Source organism: Acinetobacter sp. LipI_19 (genome assembly GCF_058242925.1).
In genome coordinates this window covers 869,377-882,320 of sequence record NZ_JBZAYK010000001.1, presented here as the reverse complement: position 1 = coordinate 882,320, position 12,944 = coordinate 869,377, and the positions used below count along the sequence as shown (strand labels likewise).

The following is a 12,944-nucleotide window of genomic DNA, read 5'->3' as shown; positions in this document are numbered from 1 at the left end:
ATTTTATAATGAATATAGAGTTTTATTAGCAATGAATAAGTTTTCTGCAATCTCATTTGTACGCTGTAAAATTACTGAATCGTTGTTTACTTCAATTACTTTAAAATTCAAATCAGGTGCCAATAATGCACCATCTAAACCTTGAATTTTAGATAGATCAATCGCATAGCCTTTCATATCTAAGATAGTGATCGATTTACCTGCACCCTCTGCCGTTTTAAATAATGTAGGTGTTTGAATACCGATCACATTACCCTTCTGCAAATTGAACGAATCAAATCCTTTGATGGAGTTACCTGTAAGCTTATTCTTTAAGTTTTTAGCCTTACTTAAAATAGAATCAAAGGCCTTAGAGATCTTATTCCAAATGGAGTTGGATTTCTTGTCATGTGTCTTTCGAATTAAAGCCTCACTAGCTAGCTCAGATAATGACTCCTCATCCTGTGCAAACTCAAATGTAATACGAGCATCACTCGGGCTTACATCAAGTTTAGAAATAGCTTCATCCAAAATCTTCTTATTTGAACTATCAAGTGGCTTTAAAGCATCAATTATTGATTTATTAGCGGACTGTTCAATGATCGCGTCATCTATGATTTTTAAGAGCTCTTGCGCCTCTGTATGATTGATAAATGGATCATCTAGCTTCTGATCAATCACTTCATTTAAGTAAGTATTTTGCTTAAATGGGTGATAATCCCAATCATATTTGTTTTTAGGCAAATCAACCAATTGATCATCTGGTGTAATACCAATTCGATCAGCCATTTTTTCAGTTAATGATTCAACTGTGCAACGACACTGAAAACCATTCGGCGGATAGTATTTATTCCAAAAATCATCATCAATATGGCGGATTATGTCGTTTAATGCTAAATGAGTAGGTCGAGTACGATTATCAATGATCGCTGAATAGCGCAAATAAGGACGTGAATCCTTATTTCCTTGTTGTTCTAACCACCGCCCATAAGCATAAGCATTCTGTATATTGGTTCTATAAACATTTGCTAAATGGTGATCTGAAAGCTCGATACCTTGCTCTTCCACTTGCTTTTTAAAATCATTGAATGTACTGCCACTTTCAATGGATTTGGTTGCTAAGTTAAGGACTGTTTTAATCTGCTCAAGTGAAGCTAATCGACTAATTGTGGCAGCATTGGATCTTGCGTGAAGATCCATGGTGTAAAACTCATCAGGCAAAACTACCTTGCGATTTCTGGCATATTCAAGAGAAGAACTATAATCCACCACAGTTACCCCCTTTTGTTTGCCTGCACATACCCAATTACATCAGCTTTAAACAAAGCCTTTGCAAGATTGATTTCAAACTCATCTAAAGTTGCACCTTTACTTGCTGAGTAGAGATTTTGCATCAAATCATCTTGGGAGTTTGAATTTTCAACAATCATTTCGATATCCGAATCACTCAATAGTGTAGAGCTTTGCGCTTTAATCAAACTATCAATTTCTTGCTGTCCTTGATTGGTCTTATTGACTGTTGCTGCGAAACTAAAGGCTGTTTTCGGAATAGCTGTGAAGTGACTTGGTACCTGTTGTGACTCTTTTAAATCACCATCTTTTAATCCATATTCACGAGTAAAGTATTGATTTGTGAATTCAGCACCTGAGTTTTTAAGATCAACATCTCGTTTTGCCTGTGCTTCATTGAGCGCCTTATCATCACCAATAATGATTTTATGATGTGACCATTCATTTAGGGTGCACATTGCATTAATAATCATTTGAAGTGTTGGTGTTACAAGTCGAATATCAGATTTAAGCTTATCTTTTCTGACATTCTCATGTACCAAACCTAGAGCCCTAGATCCATTCCCATCTGTACCACTTGTAAGTGTTTGCCCTAGAATTAACTTTTGAATTTGTCGCAAAATTACAGTGTGAAAAGTATCGAAAGCAGATCCAGCATTACCTTGAGTATTACTTAAGATTTGAACATCATCATTAGCATCAATGGAAATTACTGATTGTGCGTGTGCTGATAGCAATGCATCATTCATTGCATCAATATCACCCTCATCATCAGAGCCACTGCTTGCGACCTTGCCAAGTAATATAGGTGTACCAAAACGCTCAAGGAACTTCGCCCAAAACTTAAATCCATTTTGTTTGAAGAAGAATAGCCAATACAAGGTTGATAATAGCGCCTTGCCATAAGGTTGTTTGTACGTTGCCTTTCTTCGAGTTAAAAAGAATTTGATAGTCTGATCAATTTCCCGCTCAACACCTGTTGAATCTGGTCTATAGATTAATCGTCCATCATTCTTTGGCTCAAACCACTCCATAGGCTTTTCGCCGATCCAAGTTAGACCAATGTAACCATCTTTATAATCCCAATTGGCTTCTTGGACTGAATAACCAAAAAACAAGGCGTTCAATGAGCTGGTGGCAATCTCGCTAAACCACTCTTGCATCTCTTGCATGAGATATACAGCTTCGGGCGTATCGCTTGGCTCAATGCGGAAGGGAGTAGCAAGCAAGGCATCTAATCTTGTCTCGGTTGCTTGTCCAATCTCATCGTCATCAAGTAACACATCAAGACTATGACGTTGAATACCTGCCTTTCGTAGCGTCTTATCAATATCTGGTAGACGCCCGATATTATTAAAGAATTGAGTTACAGCCTCGTGAGTATTTAGAGAACCACCAGACAAAGCCTTATTCTTTACCTTGTCTTTTTTTGACTTTGCCATAATTTCCTCAATATGTTCTTGAGCCTGCGCCCTTTGGTTTTGCTCTTCTTCTGCCCTTGATTAGAGGTTCTAAACCATAACGAATACCATCAATATGATGGTTGTTCATGTCTAAGATTTCAGGAAGAATATCCCCTGCTTTATTCATCTTGTATGAATACAATTTGAACTCTTTGGCTGTTTCAGGGCAGTCAGGATGAATGATGATTTGATCAAAACCTTTAATGAATGTCACGCCATCTTCAATCGAACCAGCCCATTTTGAAGCAGCTTCAATCTTGAATCCTTGTCGCTTCATGTAGCTGATTGTTTCTGGTCTAGAACAATCTGCTCGGATTTTGTGTTTTCTTGAATCAGGAACCTCATCAAAAAGTTTTGGCAAGTGATCAATTTCACATCCAATTTGATGTGCTTCATTACGAATGTATAATTTTCTATTGTTGATGAAGAATCTATTTAAGGTAGTTGGATCCTGAGCAAACCCCCAATCCGAGCCGTAATAGATTTCAGTCCAACTTGGGTCTGGTTCAAATTCATCAACTACATAACGTCCTGTGAATACAATTGCCTGGCTAAACTCAAGGTATGAACCATGCCAAATATGCTCAAACATAGCCCAAGCATTTTCATCGCCCGACTTCTGCATACGAATCGCTCTTTTGCGATCCTCGTTATATTCATCCAGTAATGTTTGTGGGGCAAATGGGTTATCTGTGATGTTAACTTCAATAACAATGGCGCTTTCAGGTGCAAATTCACCCCTTAGAAAATCATCTACAGGATCATCTTTAGATTCGGGATTCCAAGAAGCCCAGATTTGAGCCCCTTCAGCACGCATTGTTGGTCGCAATAATCGCAAGGACTTTGCTGATAAGCGATTAGCTTCCTCAATCCACGCTACTTTAAACCCCTCTAAAGACTTGATTGAGTCTGCAGTGTGATCTTGCATACCCTGAAATAGAATTACACCGTCACCGCCGATTCTTTTAATCAAGTCCCTTTGACAATCAAATAAATGCTCAACGCCAAGTGCTTTGATTTTGTCTTCGATTAATTGTTTGCTGGAATATTTGATAGATTTTTGAATTTCACGAATGCAAACTGCACGTAAATTTTTATCAATTACACATTCTTCAACTAATTGCTCAGCAACAAAATGAGACTTTCCCGAACCACGTCCACCATGCACACCTTTGTAACGAGCTACTTTGAACCAAGGTTTAGCCCAACGTGGAGTTTTAATTTTTAGCTCCACGTTTACCTCTGCTAATCTATAAACTCACGAATTACTTTGATTTCTAAATCCTTACCATCGGCGCCAGTATGCTCATGCTTCACTTTGTCATTCAACATGCCTAAATGCTTCATCATCAACTCAAGTGATTTGTTAGCACCACTCTGATCAAACTTGTATTGTGGAGCCACATTCCCGTCGGGACCTTCTACCAAAACTGGGGAACCATCACGATCCAAAACTTCTTCGGACTGCATGCAACGTTCAGCAACAGACTTGAGGCTTTTTAAAACATAGTAAGCATCAATCCCAAGCTCTTCCGCCCGTTCTTCTTGTAGAAACTTAATTCTCTCTTGAACGTCAGGTCTTAAAATTGCTCGAAATGCGTTTGATTTATCTGTGTAGCCCGCCTTTTCCCCTGCTTTTTTCTTATTTGCAGTCTCAACATAGGCTTGAGCTAAATTTTCATGCTGTTGATTTGCTAGTGGCTCACTCCCTTTCGGAAGTTCTATATCTTCCATAAAGGAATCTCCAATATAATGAATAATGTATGTTTGAATCTGTATAAATAAAATTCGAATCATTTTTTATATTTAAAAATATCTTTAACCGTTTCAAGTGCTCTATTTGCCGCATTTGAGTCGTTTCGGTTCTTTTCTATTTCAACAGTTGATTGACCTTTTTCTAAAATAAAATTTCTTTCTGTTTTAATAAGACCATCTAGCACCATACATAACATCTTATGGTTATTCATTTGTTTTGCAATTTGTAATGATAGATATTTAGCTTCTAAATTAGTCATCTCATTTTGATAATATTTGATATCATCTAGACTTCTCTTATATAAATTTAGAAAGAAAAATACAAGTAATGCAATCAGCATAAATAACGATATTCTAGGTAATGAGTAACTTAAAAAAGCCACACCTGATCCTGTAATAGGTAATTTTTGAATAAAAAGATATGCAATATACCCCCCCAACCCACTTATCATAACTCCAATAACAAGATTGAAATTTCCTCGTTTAAATAAACTATTTTTTCTTCTTTAAGGCGTTCTATTGACCTTTTAATATCAAATGATAGCTTATCATTCATTTGATATGTTTCAATTTTATCACTTAATTCTTGTAATATAGAATCAGAAGTTTTTGATATAATATCTTTTTTAATACTCTCAATTAATTCTAATTTTTCTTTATCTTTTAAATTTAGCTCATTATAATTTATAGTTTCAATTTTTCCTTCAAGAACTGATATTTTATCACTTAACAACTTTAAATCTATACTATCAAAACTATCATCCCGGTATTTGTAAAGTTCTGCTTCATATCTATCCCTTTTCAATTTGGAAGTATGGTTTAAATAAAGCATCATACCGATTCCAGCTAGTAACGATAATAAGACAGGTAAAATAGTATTTATTAGATTAAGAATATCAAACATTGTCTACAAATTTACAGTTAAAGGATTCCCATTCATTTTAACTAAAAAACAAGAAAAAACAAATTAAACTATTAAAAAACAATAAAATTTACTTATTATTGCTGTTTATCTATATCTAATATAGATAGTATTTCGTCAATAAGATTGACTCTTTGAGATCAATTAAGAGTAAGGTATTAGGTATACTTAAAGTCTAGTAATGTTGTATTAATCTCCAATAAAAAACCTCCCGAAGGAGGTTTGTGTTACCAAATAAGAAGCTTATATTTTAGTTTGTCTCTAGGATCTACAAAGCTGTCTTCAAAGATAGAAATATCTTCACCATCAATCTCAACAAATAATGGACGATAATCAATATTTTTTTGAGTATCTTCAAGATCAGTGTTATCAACAACCAAATAGGTGACTAAATATTTGTTCTGTTTGCCTGTTTCTGATTCGGCATTTGTTAGTTTCGTTTCTCTGTGTGCCATTATTATCTCTATAATTAATTTAGAAACAATAAATTATCAACTTATCCAAGCAAGATCAATCACTCAACACAACTCTTAAATTTTTGATCTGTTCTTTTAATCGAATCATCACATTGTCTAATGCGATTAATTCACTGTGTCTTAAGCCTGATCTGCTAAGATTCTGATACTTAGACAGCTCAGCACTGCAAAGCTCTAAGTCTTTTCTTGCTTGCACTGTATCTGTCATAGTTTCCTCTTGGCATAAAAAAACCACCTTTGAGGTGGTTACTTTTAATTAAACATTAATAACTTCACTTTTACTCATTTGAATGTCTGGAAATAGCTCTTTTTGCCTTTCAGAACCTATTTGATGTAGTCTAGCTTCACCTGTTTCATTATCAAAATCAAGAACCGCCCTTACAACATATTTATCTTCATAAACACTCAAGTCACAAATTAGCACTCCAATCAATTTGATACAACTCTTCGCTTTATCTGGCAAAAATGCAACATTAAATTTTTCAGGTGATTGAATAGATCTATATCTCCAAGCATCCTGTTCAGGAAGGTTAAATAGTGATTCTGCAATTGCTTGAGTTAATTTATATCTTGATTCCTGACCTTCTGGAACAACTGTAGAAAACTCATCTTCTAGAAACTTATAAAATACTCGAGTACTTTCGTCTTTAGACAAACCTGAATTCTCATAATTGCCTATATTTGCCGCTTGAATATCACGTATGGAAATGTAATGCATTAAGGCGAAAAGTTTATTATTTCTAGCTCTAGCTTCTTCAATAGCTAAATTAGGATCCCAAGGACAACAATACAGGATACTTTGATTTACCTTATTAAGCCGACCTGGAGTTTTTATATACTCAGCAGGTGCCTCCCAAGCATCACTCAACTTTGCTATAGTTTTACTTGGAAAAAAGTGGTCATCATCAGGAATTGATCTAACTCTATAAAAATCTGTACCTTTAGGAATAAGACTTGATTCAGCAGCATAACTATAACGATCACCAAATATTGATGAAAATAATCCATCATTATCAACCACTTGTCCAGCGGCTCTATCTTTCTGATATTTTGAGATTCTTCGCTTAATTTCATTAATATTTAATTCTGATTTAAACACTCTTTATTTCCCTCCTAATATTTGATTGAAAGTTTATACTTATATTTAAAAATCATTATATTTACAATAGTTTCATAAACTTAAGGATTTATAAATCTTTCATAAAATATAATTTTTTAATCAATTTAATGCAACGTATTACTCTTCAAAAACTCTATAAGTTATCACTATATTATTTTTAGCTAAAAAATCTTTAATATCATCAAAAAAAAGTTTGCTAAATGCATTTAATTCATTTGGTTGAATTATCTCAATACTTGTTTTTTCAATTTCATGAGAACCAAATTTTTCCGTAATTTCATCTGAAAAAATGTACTTTACATATAAATTAATCTTATCGGATAGTAATTGAGCATGAGCTGTATTCCTTTCATCTATATCACTATTACGCACACTATCATCATCCCAAAAGTAATTATCTAAAATCATTAATTTTAAATGCCTCTCCTCTGGAATATAGGCAATATAGTCTATTTCATCAAGATTCGCGATACTCATATCAAGGTCCTACTTAAGGTAATTATCTGGTCGTAAAATTATAAATGGCACTGCTTCCTTATTTTATTTGAAAGTATCCTACCTTGGATTCTTGACCGCTAAGATCACCACCAATGCAAATATTCATGTGTTTTCCTATTTATCGGTGGGAGTGTAGCACTTATTTTTTTATTCATTGGTCTAAAACTTAAAAACCTCAAATTTAATTATCTAGGTTTCCTTCATATCTAACAAATCGTTTTATAAAAAGCTTAAACTTTTTCTCCAATTCAAAAAAATTATGATACGCAAAAAGATTTTCATTTTTAATAATATAATCTTTAACCCTTTTTTCTTCATAATTCTTTAAATGCTTGCTTGAATCCATAATATTGGATAGTCGAAATAATTCCTTTCTTATATCACTTAATTCTTCTGCCTTTATGTCAACCCTTAATAAGAAGCGATTAAATGAATTATAAAACTCTTTTTCTAATACAATGGCTCTATTAAATTTCAAATCAAAATCTTCATAATCCTTACTTGTGAATTCTTCACTATTGAGTTCTTTACTATTTTTAACAGAATCAATGTACTTGTGAATAGAAAAGTAACACAGCTCATTTACAGCTGATATATATAAGGAAAACTGTATCCAAGTATCGTCTGCACATTCTTCAATTTTTTTTGATAACTCTTGATGCTTCCATTCATCTAATAAAAACAAAACAACTACTGGTGCAAACAATGTAGCAGACCAAATTAATAAATTTGTCAAAAGAGTGATATCTAATTCATAGAATCTAATAAGTGCATATAAAGCTATGTCTATTAGTAACATATACCCATATATGGCCAATAGAACAGGTATGATTGAGTTTTTCTTCAATTATAAATATCCAAAATAATAAACCCCGCATTGCGAGGTTTTAAAGTCTTGGTCTCGGATAAACCGTAATACGACCAGTATATAAAAACTATACCTTAGTCAGGAAAATTTTACTAGCTTTACATCTCAAATTCTTTGTAAGTATTTTTTCGGTACTTTTCAACAGCTTCTGAAGCACATTTGATAGATGTTTCTAGTGCAATAATCATCATATTTTCGTACTGCTTCCAAGTTGAATCATAGGCCTTTAAGGTCATTTGATAAGACTTAACACCAGCAGCCAAATGCAATCTACCTTTTGCGGTGAAATTGCTTTCATGTTCAGGATCCATTGCAAAAGCTATGACCATGCCTGCAACCAACCAAGATAAATGATATATCGCAATATGCTCAGGCTCACGACGTTTATCTTCATAAGCTCCATTCATCATAATTTTAGCCAGATGATTACGTATAAACTCATAGTCACTCTTGGCATTTTCACCATAGATGATTAGAGATGTTACTGATTTCTCTAACTGGGTTTCCATTGACGCAATAGCACCCAAGCGATCTTGATAGTCCAAAGGTTTCTCTCCTGTGCCTTTCGTCTCATCATTGAATTGCGGTGACTTAGCAGTGATGCCGTGAGTCAACCACTCGAATTGTTCAAACTTCTCTGCTACTGCGTTCATAATTGCCCCTTAAACTTTACTCAAATCTAAAATTGTCATAGTTCCCCAATGCACCGCACCTGTATCAATGTAATAGCAGTTGTTACGCTTGAGTGGCTTTGGAGTGACTGTATGCCCCATGATGACCGCATCTACACCTGAAACATTGGTATATTGTTCACTGTCTGTATTTGCACGGGCACGTCCCCATATTGCCAATTCTACTGGTCCTCGAAATGGTGAAATTTCATATTCAAATGAGCTTTTAAATTCATTCCAGTCATTTTGTTCTATGTGTCCATGAACAAAACCATATTTACGCCCCTTGTGATTGATCTCTAGCACAACAGGCAATTTAGAAAAGGCTTTTGCAATGTTGTACATCGCTTGTCCATCTAGCTGATAAAACCACTCTCCACCATTTGAGATATGACAGCGCTTATATGATTCTTCTTGAATCCCACCTATACATAAATCCTCATGATTACCAAGAACAGACGTAAACCAAGGCTTTGACAGCAACTCAACACACTCAATGTTTTGAATGCCTCGATCAACCAAATCACCTACTGCAACCAACAAATCATTTTCAAAATCAAAACCAATTTCATTTAAACGATTCATCAGCAAGTTGTAGCATCCGTGAATATCACCGACTGCATAGAGCTTGCCTTTGATCTCTTTGTCCCAAACTTTGACTAAGCTCATACTTCCACCACTTTAATTTTTACCAATCCACCCTTAACCACATTTCCACGTTTTACTAGCAACTCGTCAAACTGTTCATCATCTTCACATAAACCACACTTCACCAAACTATCTAAAACTGCTTTTAAATGATTGTCGATATCTCTAGTACGTCGATCAGGAAAATGAAAAGTAATCTCTGCTTTGAGCCTAGCTGTGCTTTTGAGAGGCTTAACAAACAAGCTCACAATCTTCTGAAAATTTTTAGCTCGCTGGCTTAGGTAACGTCTTTTCCCTGCTGCCACCCAGTAATGGTTCACACTAGGTGGAATCATGGCAATTTCACAATTGAGTAAACTCATAAATCCACCACCATTGTGCTTGGGCTAACATGATTGCGAATGTCTGTAATATGATCAGTGACATCATCTAAACGATGCCCTGCTTTGGTTTCAGCATGACGAAGCTGTGACTTGTCGTACCAATCCCAATGTGTTGTACCAAGAACATCAAATTTATCAATGTCACTTCGATAATCTATGATCTTCCCAACAAAAACCCCATCAAGAATTGGAGCAATGACGAGATCACCTTTCTTAAATTCCTTTGCATCGTTGTTTTTAGTTGTCATAGTGCCACCTTAAATAATTCTTTTGTTTTATTGGTTGCCCGAAAGTCATATACCGAAAACTTTTCAATGTAGCCACTTTCAACTAAATCTTTTAGACAGTTTCGAATTGTCATTCTTGATGTATCGAGTACCGCTTCAAAAATATCTGTGACATTGAACGTTTTTGTATGAGCTGCAAACAATAAAATATCAAAGCGATTCTCAAAGATTTCTTGCGCTGTATTTCTCATACCCCACCCCCTTGTCCCATTCGTTGATCACCCCAGTTACACTCAACCAAAGTCAGACCATCGTGTTGAAAGCGTGACCACAACCGATCACCCAAATCTTTTTTGAGTTCTTCAAGCGTGAAATTTGAAATCAACATGGTTGCCTTGCCCTCGTCATAACGTGAGTACAAAACCTTGTGAACCAGTTGCAATCTATTCTCATGGCGATCATGCAAACCATATTCATCAAGAATCAGTAAGTCATATTCAGTAAAGCGGTAAATCGCATTAGCTTCGCTGTCATCCGTTCTTTTCCAAGCATTAGCAATCTCATTAGCCATGTCCTCAGAAGTGATGTAGCGAGCTGATTTGCGCTTATCCAACACGTTTAAAGCCACGGCACTAGAAAGATGTGTTTTGCCTGTACCAGTACGACCAACCATGATCAGATTACGAATCACACCACCCAAGAAATCTTTAGCAAACGACATGCATTGAGCTTTTGCATTGCGTTGACCTTCGTTTGAAACCTGATAATTACCAAACCCACTTTCAGCATGGCGTAGTGGTAATTGCGCCCCAGCAAAGTGTTTTTCACGAACCATGGTATTTACTGCGTGATGATGATCTTTTTGACCACGATCAAGTGATTCAAGTGAACACTGTTTGCAAAACGATTTACCACGGTAAGAAACCATTTGAACTTGATGTTTGGTACAAAACTCAGTTGAACTCGTAATCTCTAAATCTAGTGAAGTCATCGCGTTCATAGCATCCCCTCACAATCCAGATCATCCGTTGCAGGTTTGTACTGCTGAACATCACCCCAAGCATCGTTTACGTTTCGTGTTGGCGCTTTGCTCGTTTGTTTTTCAGTACGATCAATCTTGACCAAGTGTTTTTCAAATTCTTGAATCAACCATGCAGCAAATTTTCTTGTACGTTGGTTTTCAGTCAGATCAATTTTGTTTTCCCAATGCGCATTGAAATTACCCAAGTGAAAATTGAAATCAGCAAGAGATAAAATCTCATCTGTTTGTTGACTGAATTTTGTTTGAACCAATATTGTTTTTAAGAAAGTAAGATTTGGTTTCCAACAATCGTCGAGAATTTCAGGCGAATTTTCTATTGTGTGTGTTTCTTTAATATTTTCTTTAAGTGTTTCTTTAATAGTGTCCCGTTCAACGGTACTAGTCCCGTCACCATTAAAGGTACTAGTCCCGTCCCGTTTAGTGGTACTACCTGTAAAAGGTACTAGTCCCGTTTGTTGGTACTGGTTAAGTGTCAAAAAGTATTCATTAAGACATCCAGTTTTTCGAACAACACTGATTAATTTTGCGTCTTCAAGTTCGCCAATACTAGACATAACTGTGTCGCGCTTTTTAATACCGCAGTACTTTTGAAACTGAGTGATTGCAATAGTGTGAGAAGTACGATCAAACCCAATAGTTTGACGCACAATAAACATAAGACATTTGAATGCTTTGTCCTTTAACTGCGCCATAATCTGGTCGTCAATCAAAGCGTTGGGCGTTCTTGTATATCCCTCTTCTTTCTTCGACATGGCTTGTCGCTCTATTTTTTTGACAGTAGATGGATGCAACGTTATTTCGTTGTCAATCTCCTGCCGGTATGCTAAATTTGTTTTCATGTTCATTGGTCCCAAAATTGATGAATTGAAACCACTCCAGTTCGCGCTGGCAGTGGTTTTTTAATATCCAAATTCCGCCAATCGTGGCGCAATAGATGCAAATTGATAATCGTTGATATCGCCTGAGTTGGTGATTTGCATACGAGCTAAAAAGAAAATTGCTTCAACAAATTTGCGTTCATAGCATTCATAACTGCCTGGTATTACTTTCAGTCCAAGTTTGTCCAATAAGACGCAAATAGTTTCAAGATCAGTCAAGCCATTGTTTTTCTTGTCGTTCTTAAACTTTGACACCCAAGGGCCATCAAATCCTATCTCTTCACCTAGAGTGGCATTAACTACTCTTCCAAGCGATTGCAAAACGAGCGAGTGTGTATTTCTAGCTCTTGCGCTTAATTCAATTGATACTTTGCTCATGGTGGTTCCTAAGCTGCTTGTTGGCTTTTTTTACGGGAGGGAAATAAATCTTTATATTTAAATTTCCCGTCTGTTTTTTCTTGAACAAGAAGCGCTGTTTCGGATGACATTTTTGCCTTGCCATTAACCCATGCCCAAACAGATGGCTGCTCAAGGTCAAGTGCATGTGCGGTCATTGTTTGAGAACCAAAATGCTCCACAACGCTCTTATATAAATTAACTAATTCAATATTCATCTATTGAACTCCTATACTTTAAAGTTAATTTATAGTTTTAACTATTATTTGTCAACAGTTTTAACTGTTTGATTAACTATAGTCGCAACTATAAAATAGGAGTGAATTTA

At 35.5% G+C, this 12,944-nt stretch carries 19 protein-coding genes and 1 pseudogene; all 20 read right to left on the bottom strand.

The window, feature by feature from the left end; genetic code table 11:
• Positions 1 to 3 precede the first annotated feature (3 nt).
• The gene (locus tag AC4CVF_RS04190; protein WP_490788950.1) at positions 4 to 1,248 is read right to left on the bottom strand and encodes a phage head morphogenesis protein; all 1,245 of its coding nucleotides are present in this window, start codon (positions 1,246 to 1,248) and stop codon (positions 4 to 6) included.
• A gap of 5 nt (positions 1,249 to 1,253) precedes the next feature.
• A complete protein-coding gene (locus tag AC4CVF_RS04185; RefSeq protein ID WP_490788949.1) occupies positions 1,254 to 2,711 on the bottom strand; it encodes a phage portal protein family protein in 1,458 nt (485 codons plus the stop codon).
• Positions 2,712 to 2,718: 7 nt separating this feature from the next.
• Positions 2,719 to 3,966, bottom strand: a complete 1,248-nt coding sequence (locus AC4CVF_RS04180) for a PBSX family phage terminase large subunit (protein WP_490788948.1) — start codon at positions 3,964 to 3,966, stop codon at positions 2,719 to 2,721.
• 11 nt (positions 3,967 to 3,977) lie between these two features.
• The gene (locus AC4CVF_RS04175) at positions 3,978 to 4,466 is read right to left on the bottom strand and encodes a terminase small subunit (RefSeq protein WP_490788947.1); all 489 of its coding nucleotides are present in this window, start codon (positions 4,464 to 4,466) and stop codon (positions 3,978 to 3,980) included.
• 59 nt (positions 4,467 to 4,525) lie between these two features.
• The gene (locus AC4CVF_RS04170; RefSeq protein WP_490788946.1) at positions 4,526 to 4,939 is read right to left on the bottom strand and encodes a hypothetical protein; all 414 of its coding nucleotides are present in this window, start codon (positions 4,937 to 4,939) and stop codon (positions 4,526 to 4,528) included.
• The gene (locus AC4CVF_RS04165; protein ID WP_490788945.1) at positions 4,936 to 5,391 is read right to left on the bottom strand and encodes a hypothetical protein; all 456 of its coding nucleotides are present in this window, start codon (positions 5,389 to 5,391) and stop codon (positions 4,936 to 4,938) included. The genes AC4CVF_RS04170 and AC4CVF_RS04165 overlap by 4 nt, the downstream gene beginning before the upstream one ends.
• 245 nt (positions 5,392 to 5,636) lie before the next feature.
• On the bottom strand, positions 5,637 to 5,864 hold the full coding sequence (locus AC4CVF_RS04160; protein WP_419361468.1) for a hypothetical protein: 228 nt from the start codon (positions 5,862 to 5,864) through the stop codon (positions 5,637 to 5,639).
• A gap of 55 nt (positions 5,865 to 5,919) precedes the next feature.
• Entirely contained in the window at positions 5,920 to 6,093 is a 174-nt protein-coding gene (locus tag AC4CVF_RS04155; protein WP_490788944.1) for a hypothetical protein, read from the bottom strand.
• Positions 6,094 to 6,141: 48 nt separating this feature from the next.
• Positions 6,142 to 6,984, bottom strand: a complete 843-nt coding sequence (locus tag AC4CVF_RS04150; RefSeq protein WP_490788943.1) for an RES domain-containing protein — start codon at positions 6,982 to 6,984, stop codon at positions 6,142 to 6,144.
• Between the two features lie 138 nt (positions 6,985 to 7,122).
• On the bottom strand, positions 7,123 to 7,482 hold the full coding sequence (locus tag AC4CVF_RS04145) for a DUF6572 domain-containing protein (protein ID WP_490788942.1): 360 nt from the start codon (positions 7,480 to 7,482) through the stop codon (positions 7,123 to 7,125).
• A gap of 202 nt (positions 7,483 to 7,684) precedes the next feature.
• On the bottom strand, positions 7,685 to 8,350 hold the full coding sequence (locus tag AC4CVF_RS04140) for a hypothetical protein (protein WP_490788941.1): 666 nt from the start codon (positions 8,348 to 8,350) through the stop codon (positions 7,685 to 7,687).
• Between the two features lie 119 nt (positions 8,351 to 8,469).
• Positions 8,470 to 9,024 carry a hypothetical protein gene (locus AC4CVF_RS04135; RefSeq protein WP_490788940.1) on the bottom strand — a complete coding sequence of 185 codons (555 nt, stop codon included), beginning with the start codon at positions 9,022 to 9,024 and terminating at the stop codon, positions 8,470 to 8,472.
• Positions 9,025 to 9,033: 9 nt separating this feature from the next.
• Complete coding sequence (locus AC4CVF_RS04130) at positions 9,034 to 9,711, bottom strand: metallophosphoesterase (RefSeq protein ID WP_490788939.1); 678 nt, start codon at positions 9,709 to 9,711, stop codon at positions 9,034 to 9,036.
• Positions 9,708 to 10,046 (bottom strand): annotated as a pseudogene (locus tag AC4CVF_RS04125) (RusA family crossover junction endodeoxyribonuclease); the annotation flags it as partial. The gene AC4CVF_RS04130 and the pseudogene AC4CVF_RS04125, both read right to left, overlap by 4 nt.
• Before the next feature lie 2 nt (positions 10,047 to 10,048).
• Positions 10,049 to 10,321 carry a hypothetical protein gene (locus tag AC4CVF_RS04120; protein ID WP_490788938.1) on the bottom strand — a complete coding sequence of 91 codons (273 nt, stop codon included), beginning with the start codon at positions 10,319 to 10,321 and terminating at the stop codon, positions 10,049 to 10,051.
• A complete protein-coding gene (locus tag AC4CVF_RS04115; RefSeq protein WP_490788937.1) occupies positions 10,318 to 10,551 on the bottom strand; it encodes a hypothetical protein in 234 nt (77 codons plus the stop codon). Before AC4CVF_RS04115 ends, AC4CVF_RS04120 begins: the two co-directional genes overlap by 4 nt.
• The gene (locus tag AC4CVF_RS04110) at positions 10,548 to 11,300 is read right to left on the bottom strand and encodes an ATP-binding protein (RefSeq protein ID WP_490788936.1); all 753 of its coding nucleotides are present in this window, start codon (positions 11,298 to 11,300) and stop codon (positions 10,548 to 10,550) included. Before AC4CVF_RS04110 ends, AC4CVF_RS04115 begins: the two co-directional genes overlap by 4 nt.
• Positions 11,297 to 12,181, bottom strand: a complete 885-nt coding sequence (locus AC4CVF_RS04105) for a replication protein (RefSeq protein WP_490788935.1) — start codon at positions 12,179 to 12,181, stop codon at positions 11,297 to 11,299. Before AC4CVF_RS04105 ends, AC4CVF_RS04110 begins: the two co-directional genes overlap by 4 nt.
• 60 nt (positions 12,182 to 12,241) lie before the next feature.
• Positions 12,242 to 12,598 carry a hypothetical protein gene (locus tag AC4CVF_RS04100; RefSeq protein ID WP_490788934.1) on the bottom strand — a complete coding sequence of 119 codons (357 nt, stop codon included), beginning with the start codon at positions 12,596 to 12,598 and terminating at the stop codon, positions 12,242 to 12,244.
• A gap of 8 nt (positions 12,599 to 12,606) precedes the next feature.
• Complete coding sequence (locus AC4CVF_RS04095; protein ID WP_490788933.1) at positions 12,607 to 12,834, bottom strand: YdaS family helix-turn-helix protein; 228 nt, start codon at positions 12,832 to 12,834, stop codon at positions 12,607 to 12,609.
• Positions 12,835 to 12,944 lie beyond the last annotated feature (110 nt).

Coding starts and splice junctions, on each gene's coding strand:
- AC4CVF_RS04185 (WP_490788949.1), bottom strand. CDS start 2,711: ATGGCAAAGTCAAAAAAAGACAAGGTAAAGAATAAGGCTTTGTCTGGT.
- AC4CVF_RS04175 (WP_490788947.1), bottom strand. CDS start 4,466: ATGGAAGATATAGAACTTCCGAAAGGGAGTGAGCCACTAGCAAATCAA.
- AC4CVF_RS04170 (WP_490788946.1), bottom strand. CDS start 4,939: ATGATAAGTGGGTTGGGGGGGTATATTGCATATCTTTTTATTCAAAAA.
- AC4CVF_RS04165 (WP_490788945.1), bottom strand. CDS start 5,391: ATGTTTGATATTCTTAATCTAATAAATACTATTTTACCTGTCTTATTA.
- AC4CVF_RS04160 (WP_419361468.1), bottom strand. CDS start 5,864: ATGGCACACAGAGAAACGAAACTAACAAATGCCGAATCAGAAACAGGC.
- AC4CVF_RS04155 (WP_490788944.1), bottom strand. CDS start 6,093: ATGACAGATACAGTGCAAGCAAGAAAAGACTTAGAGCTTTGCAGTGCT.
- AC4CVF_RS04145 (WP_490788942.1), bottom strand. CDS start 7,482: ATGAGTATCGCGAATCTTGATGAAATAGACTATATTGCCTATATTCCA.
- AC4CVF_RS04135 (WP_490788940.1), bottom strand. CDS start 9,024: ATGAACGCAGTAGCAGAGAAGTTTGAACAATTCGAGTGGTTGACTCAC.
- AC4CVF_RS04130 (WP_490788939.1), bottom strand. CDS start 9,711: ATGAGCTTAGTCAAAGTTTGGGACAAAGAGATCAAAGGCAAGCTCTAT.
- AC4CVF_RS04120 (WP_490788938.1), bottom strand. CDS start 10,321: ATGACAACTAAAAACAACGATGCAAAGGAATTTAAGAAAGGTGATCTC.
- AC4CVF_RS04115 (WP_490788937.1), bottom strand. CDS start 10,551: ATGAGAAATACAGCGCAAGAAATCTTTGAGAATCGCTTTGATATTTTA.
- AC4CVF_RS04110 (WP_490788936.1), bottom strand. CDS start 11,300: ATGAACGCGATGACTTCACTAGATTTAGAGATTACGAGTTCAACTGAG.
- AC4CVF_RS04105 (WP_490788935.1), bottom strand. CDS start 12,181: ATGAAAACAAATTTAGCATACCGGCAGGAGATTGACAACGAAATAACG.
- AC4CVF_RS04100 (WP_490788934.1), bottom strand. CDS start 12,598: ATGAGCAAAGTATCAATTGAATTAAGCGCAAGAGCTAGAAATACACAC.
- AC4CVF_RS04095 (WP_490788933.1), bottom strand. CDS start 12,834: ATGAATATTGAATTAGTTAATTTATATAAGAGCGTTGTGGAGCATTTT.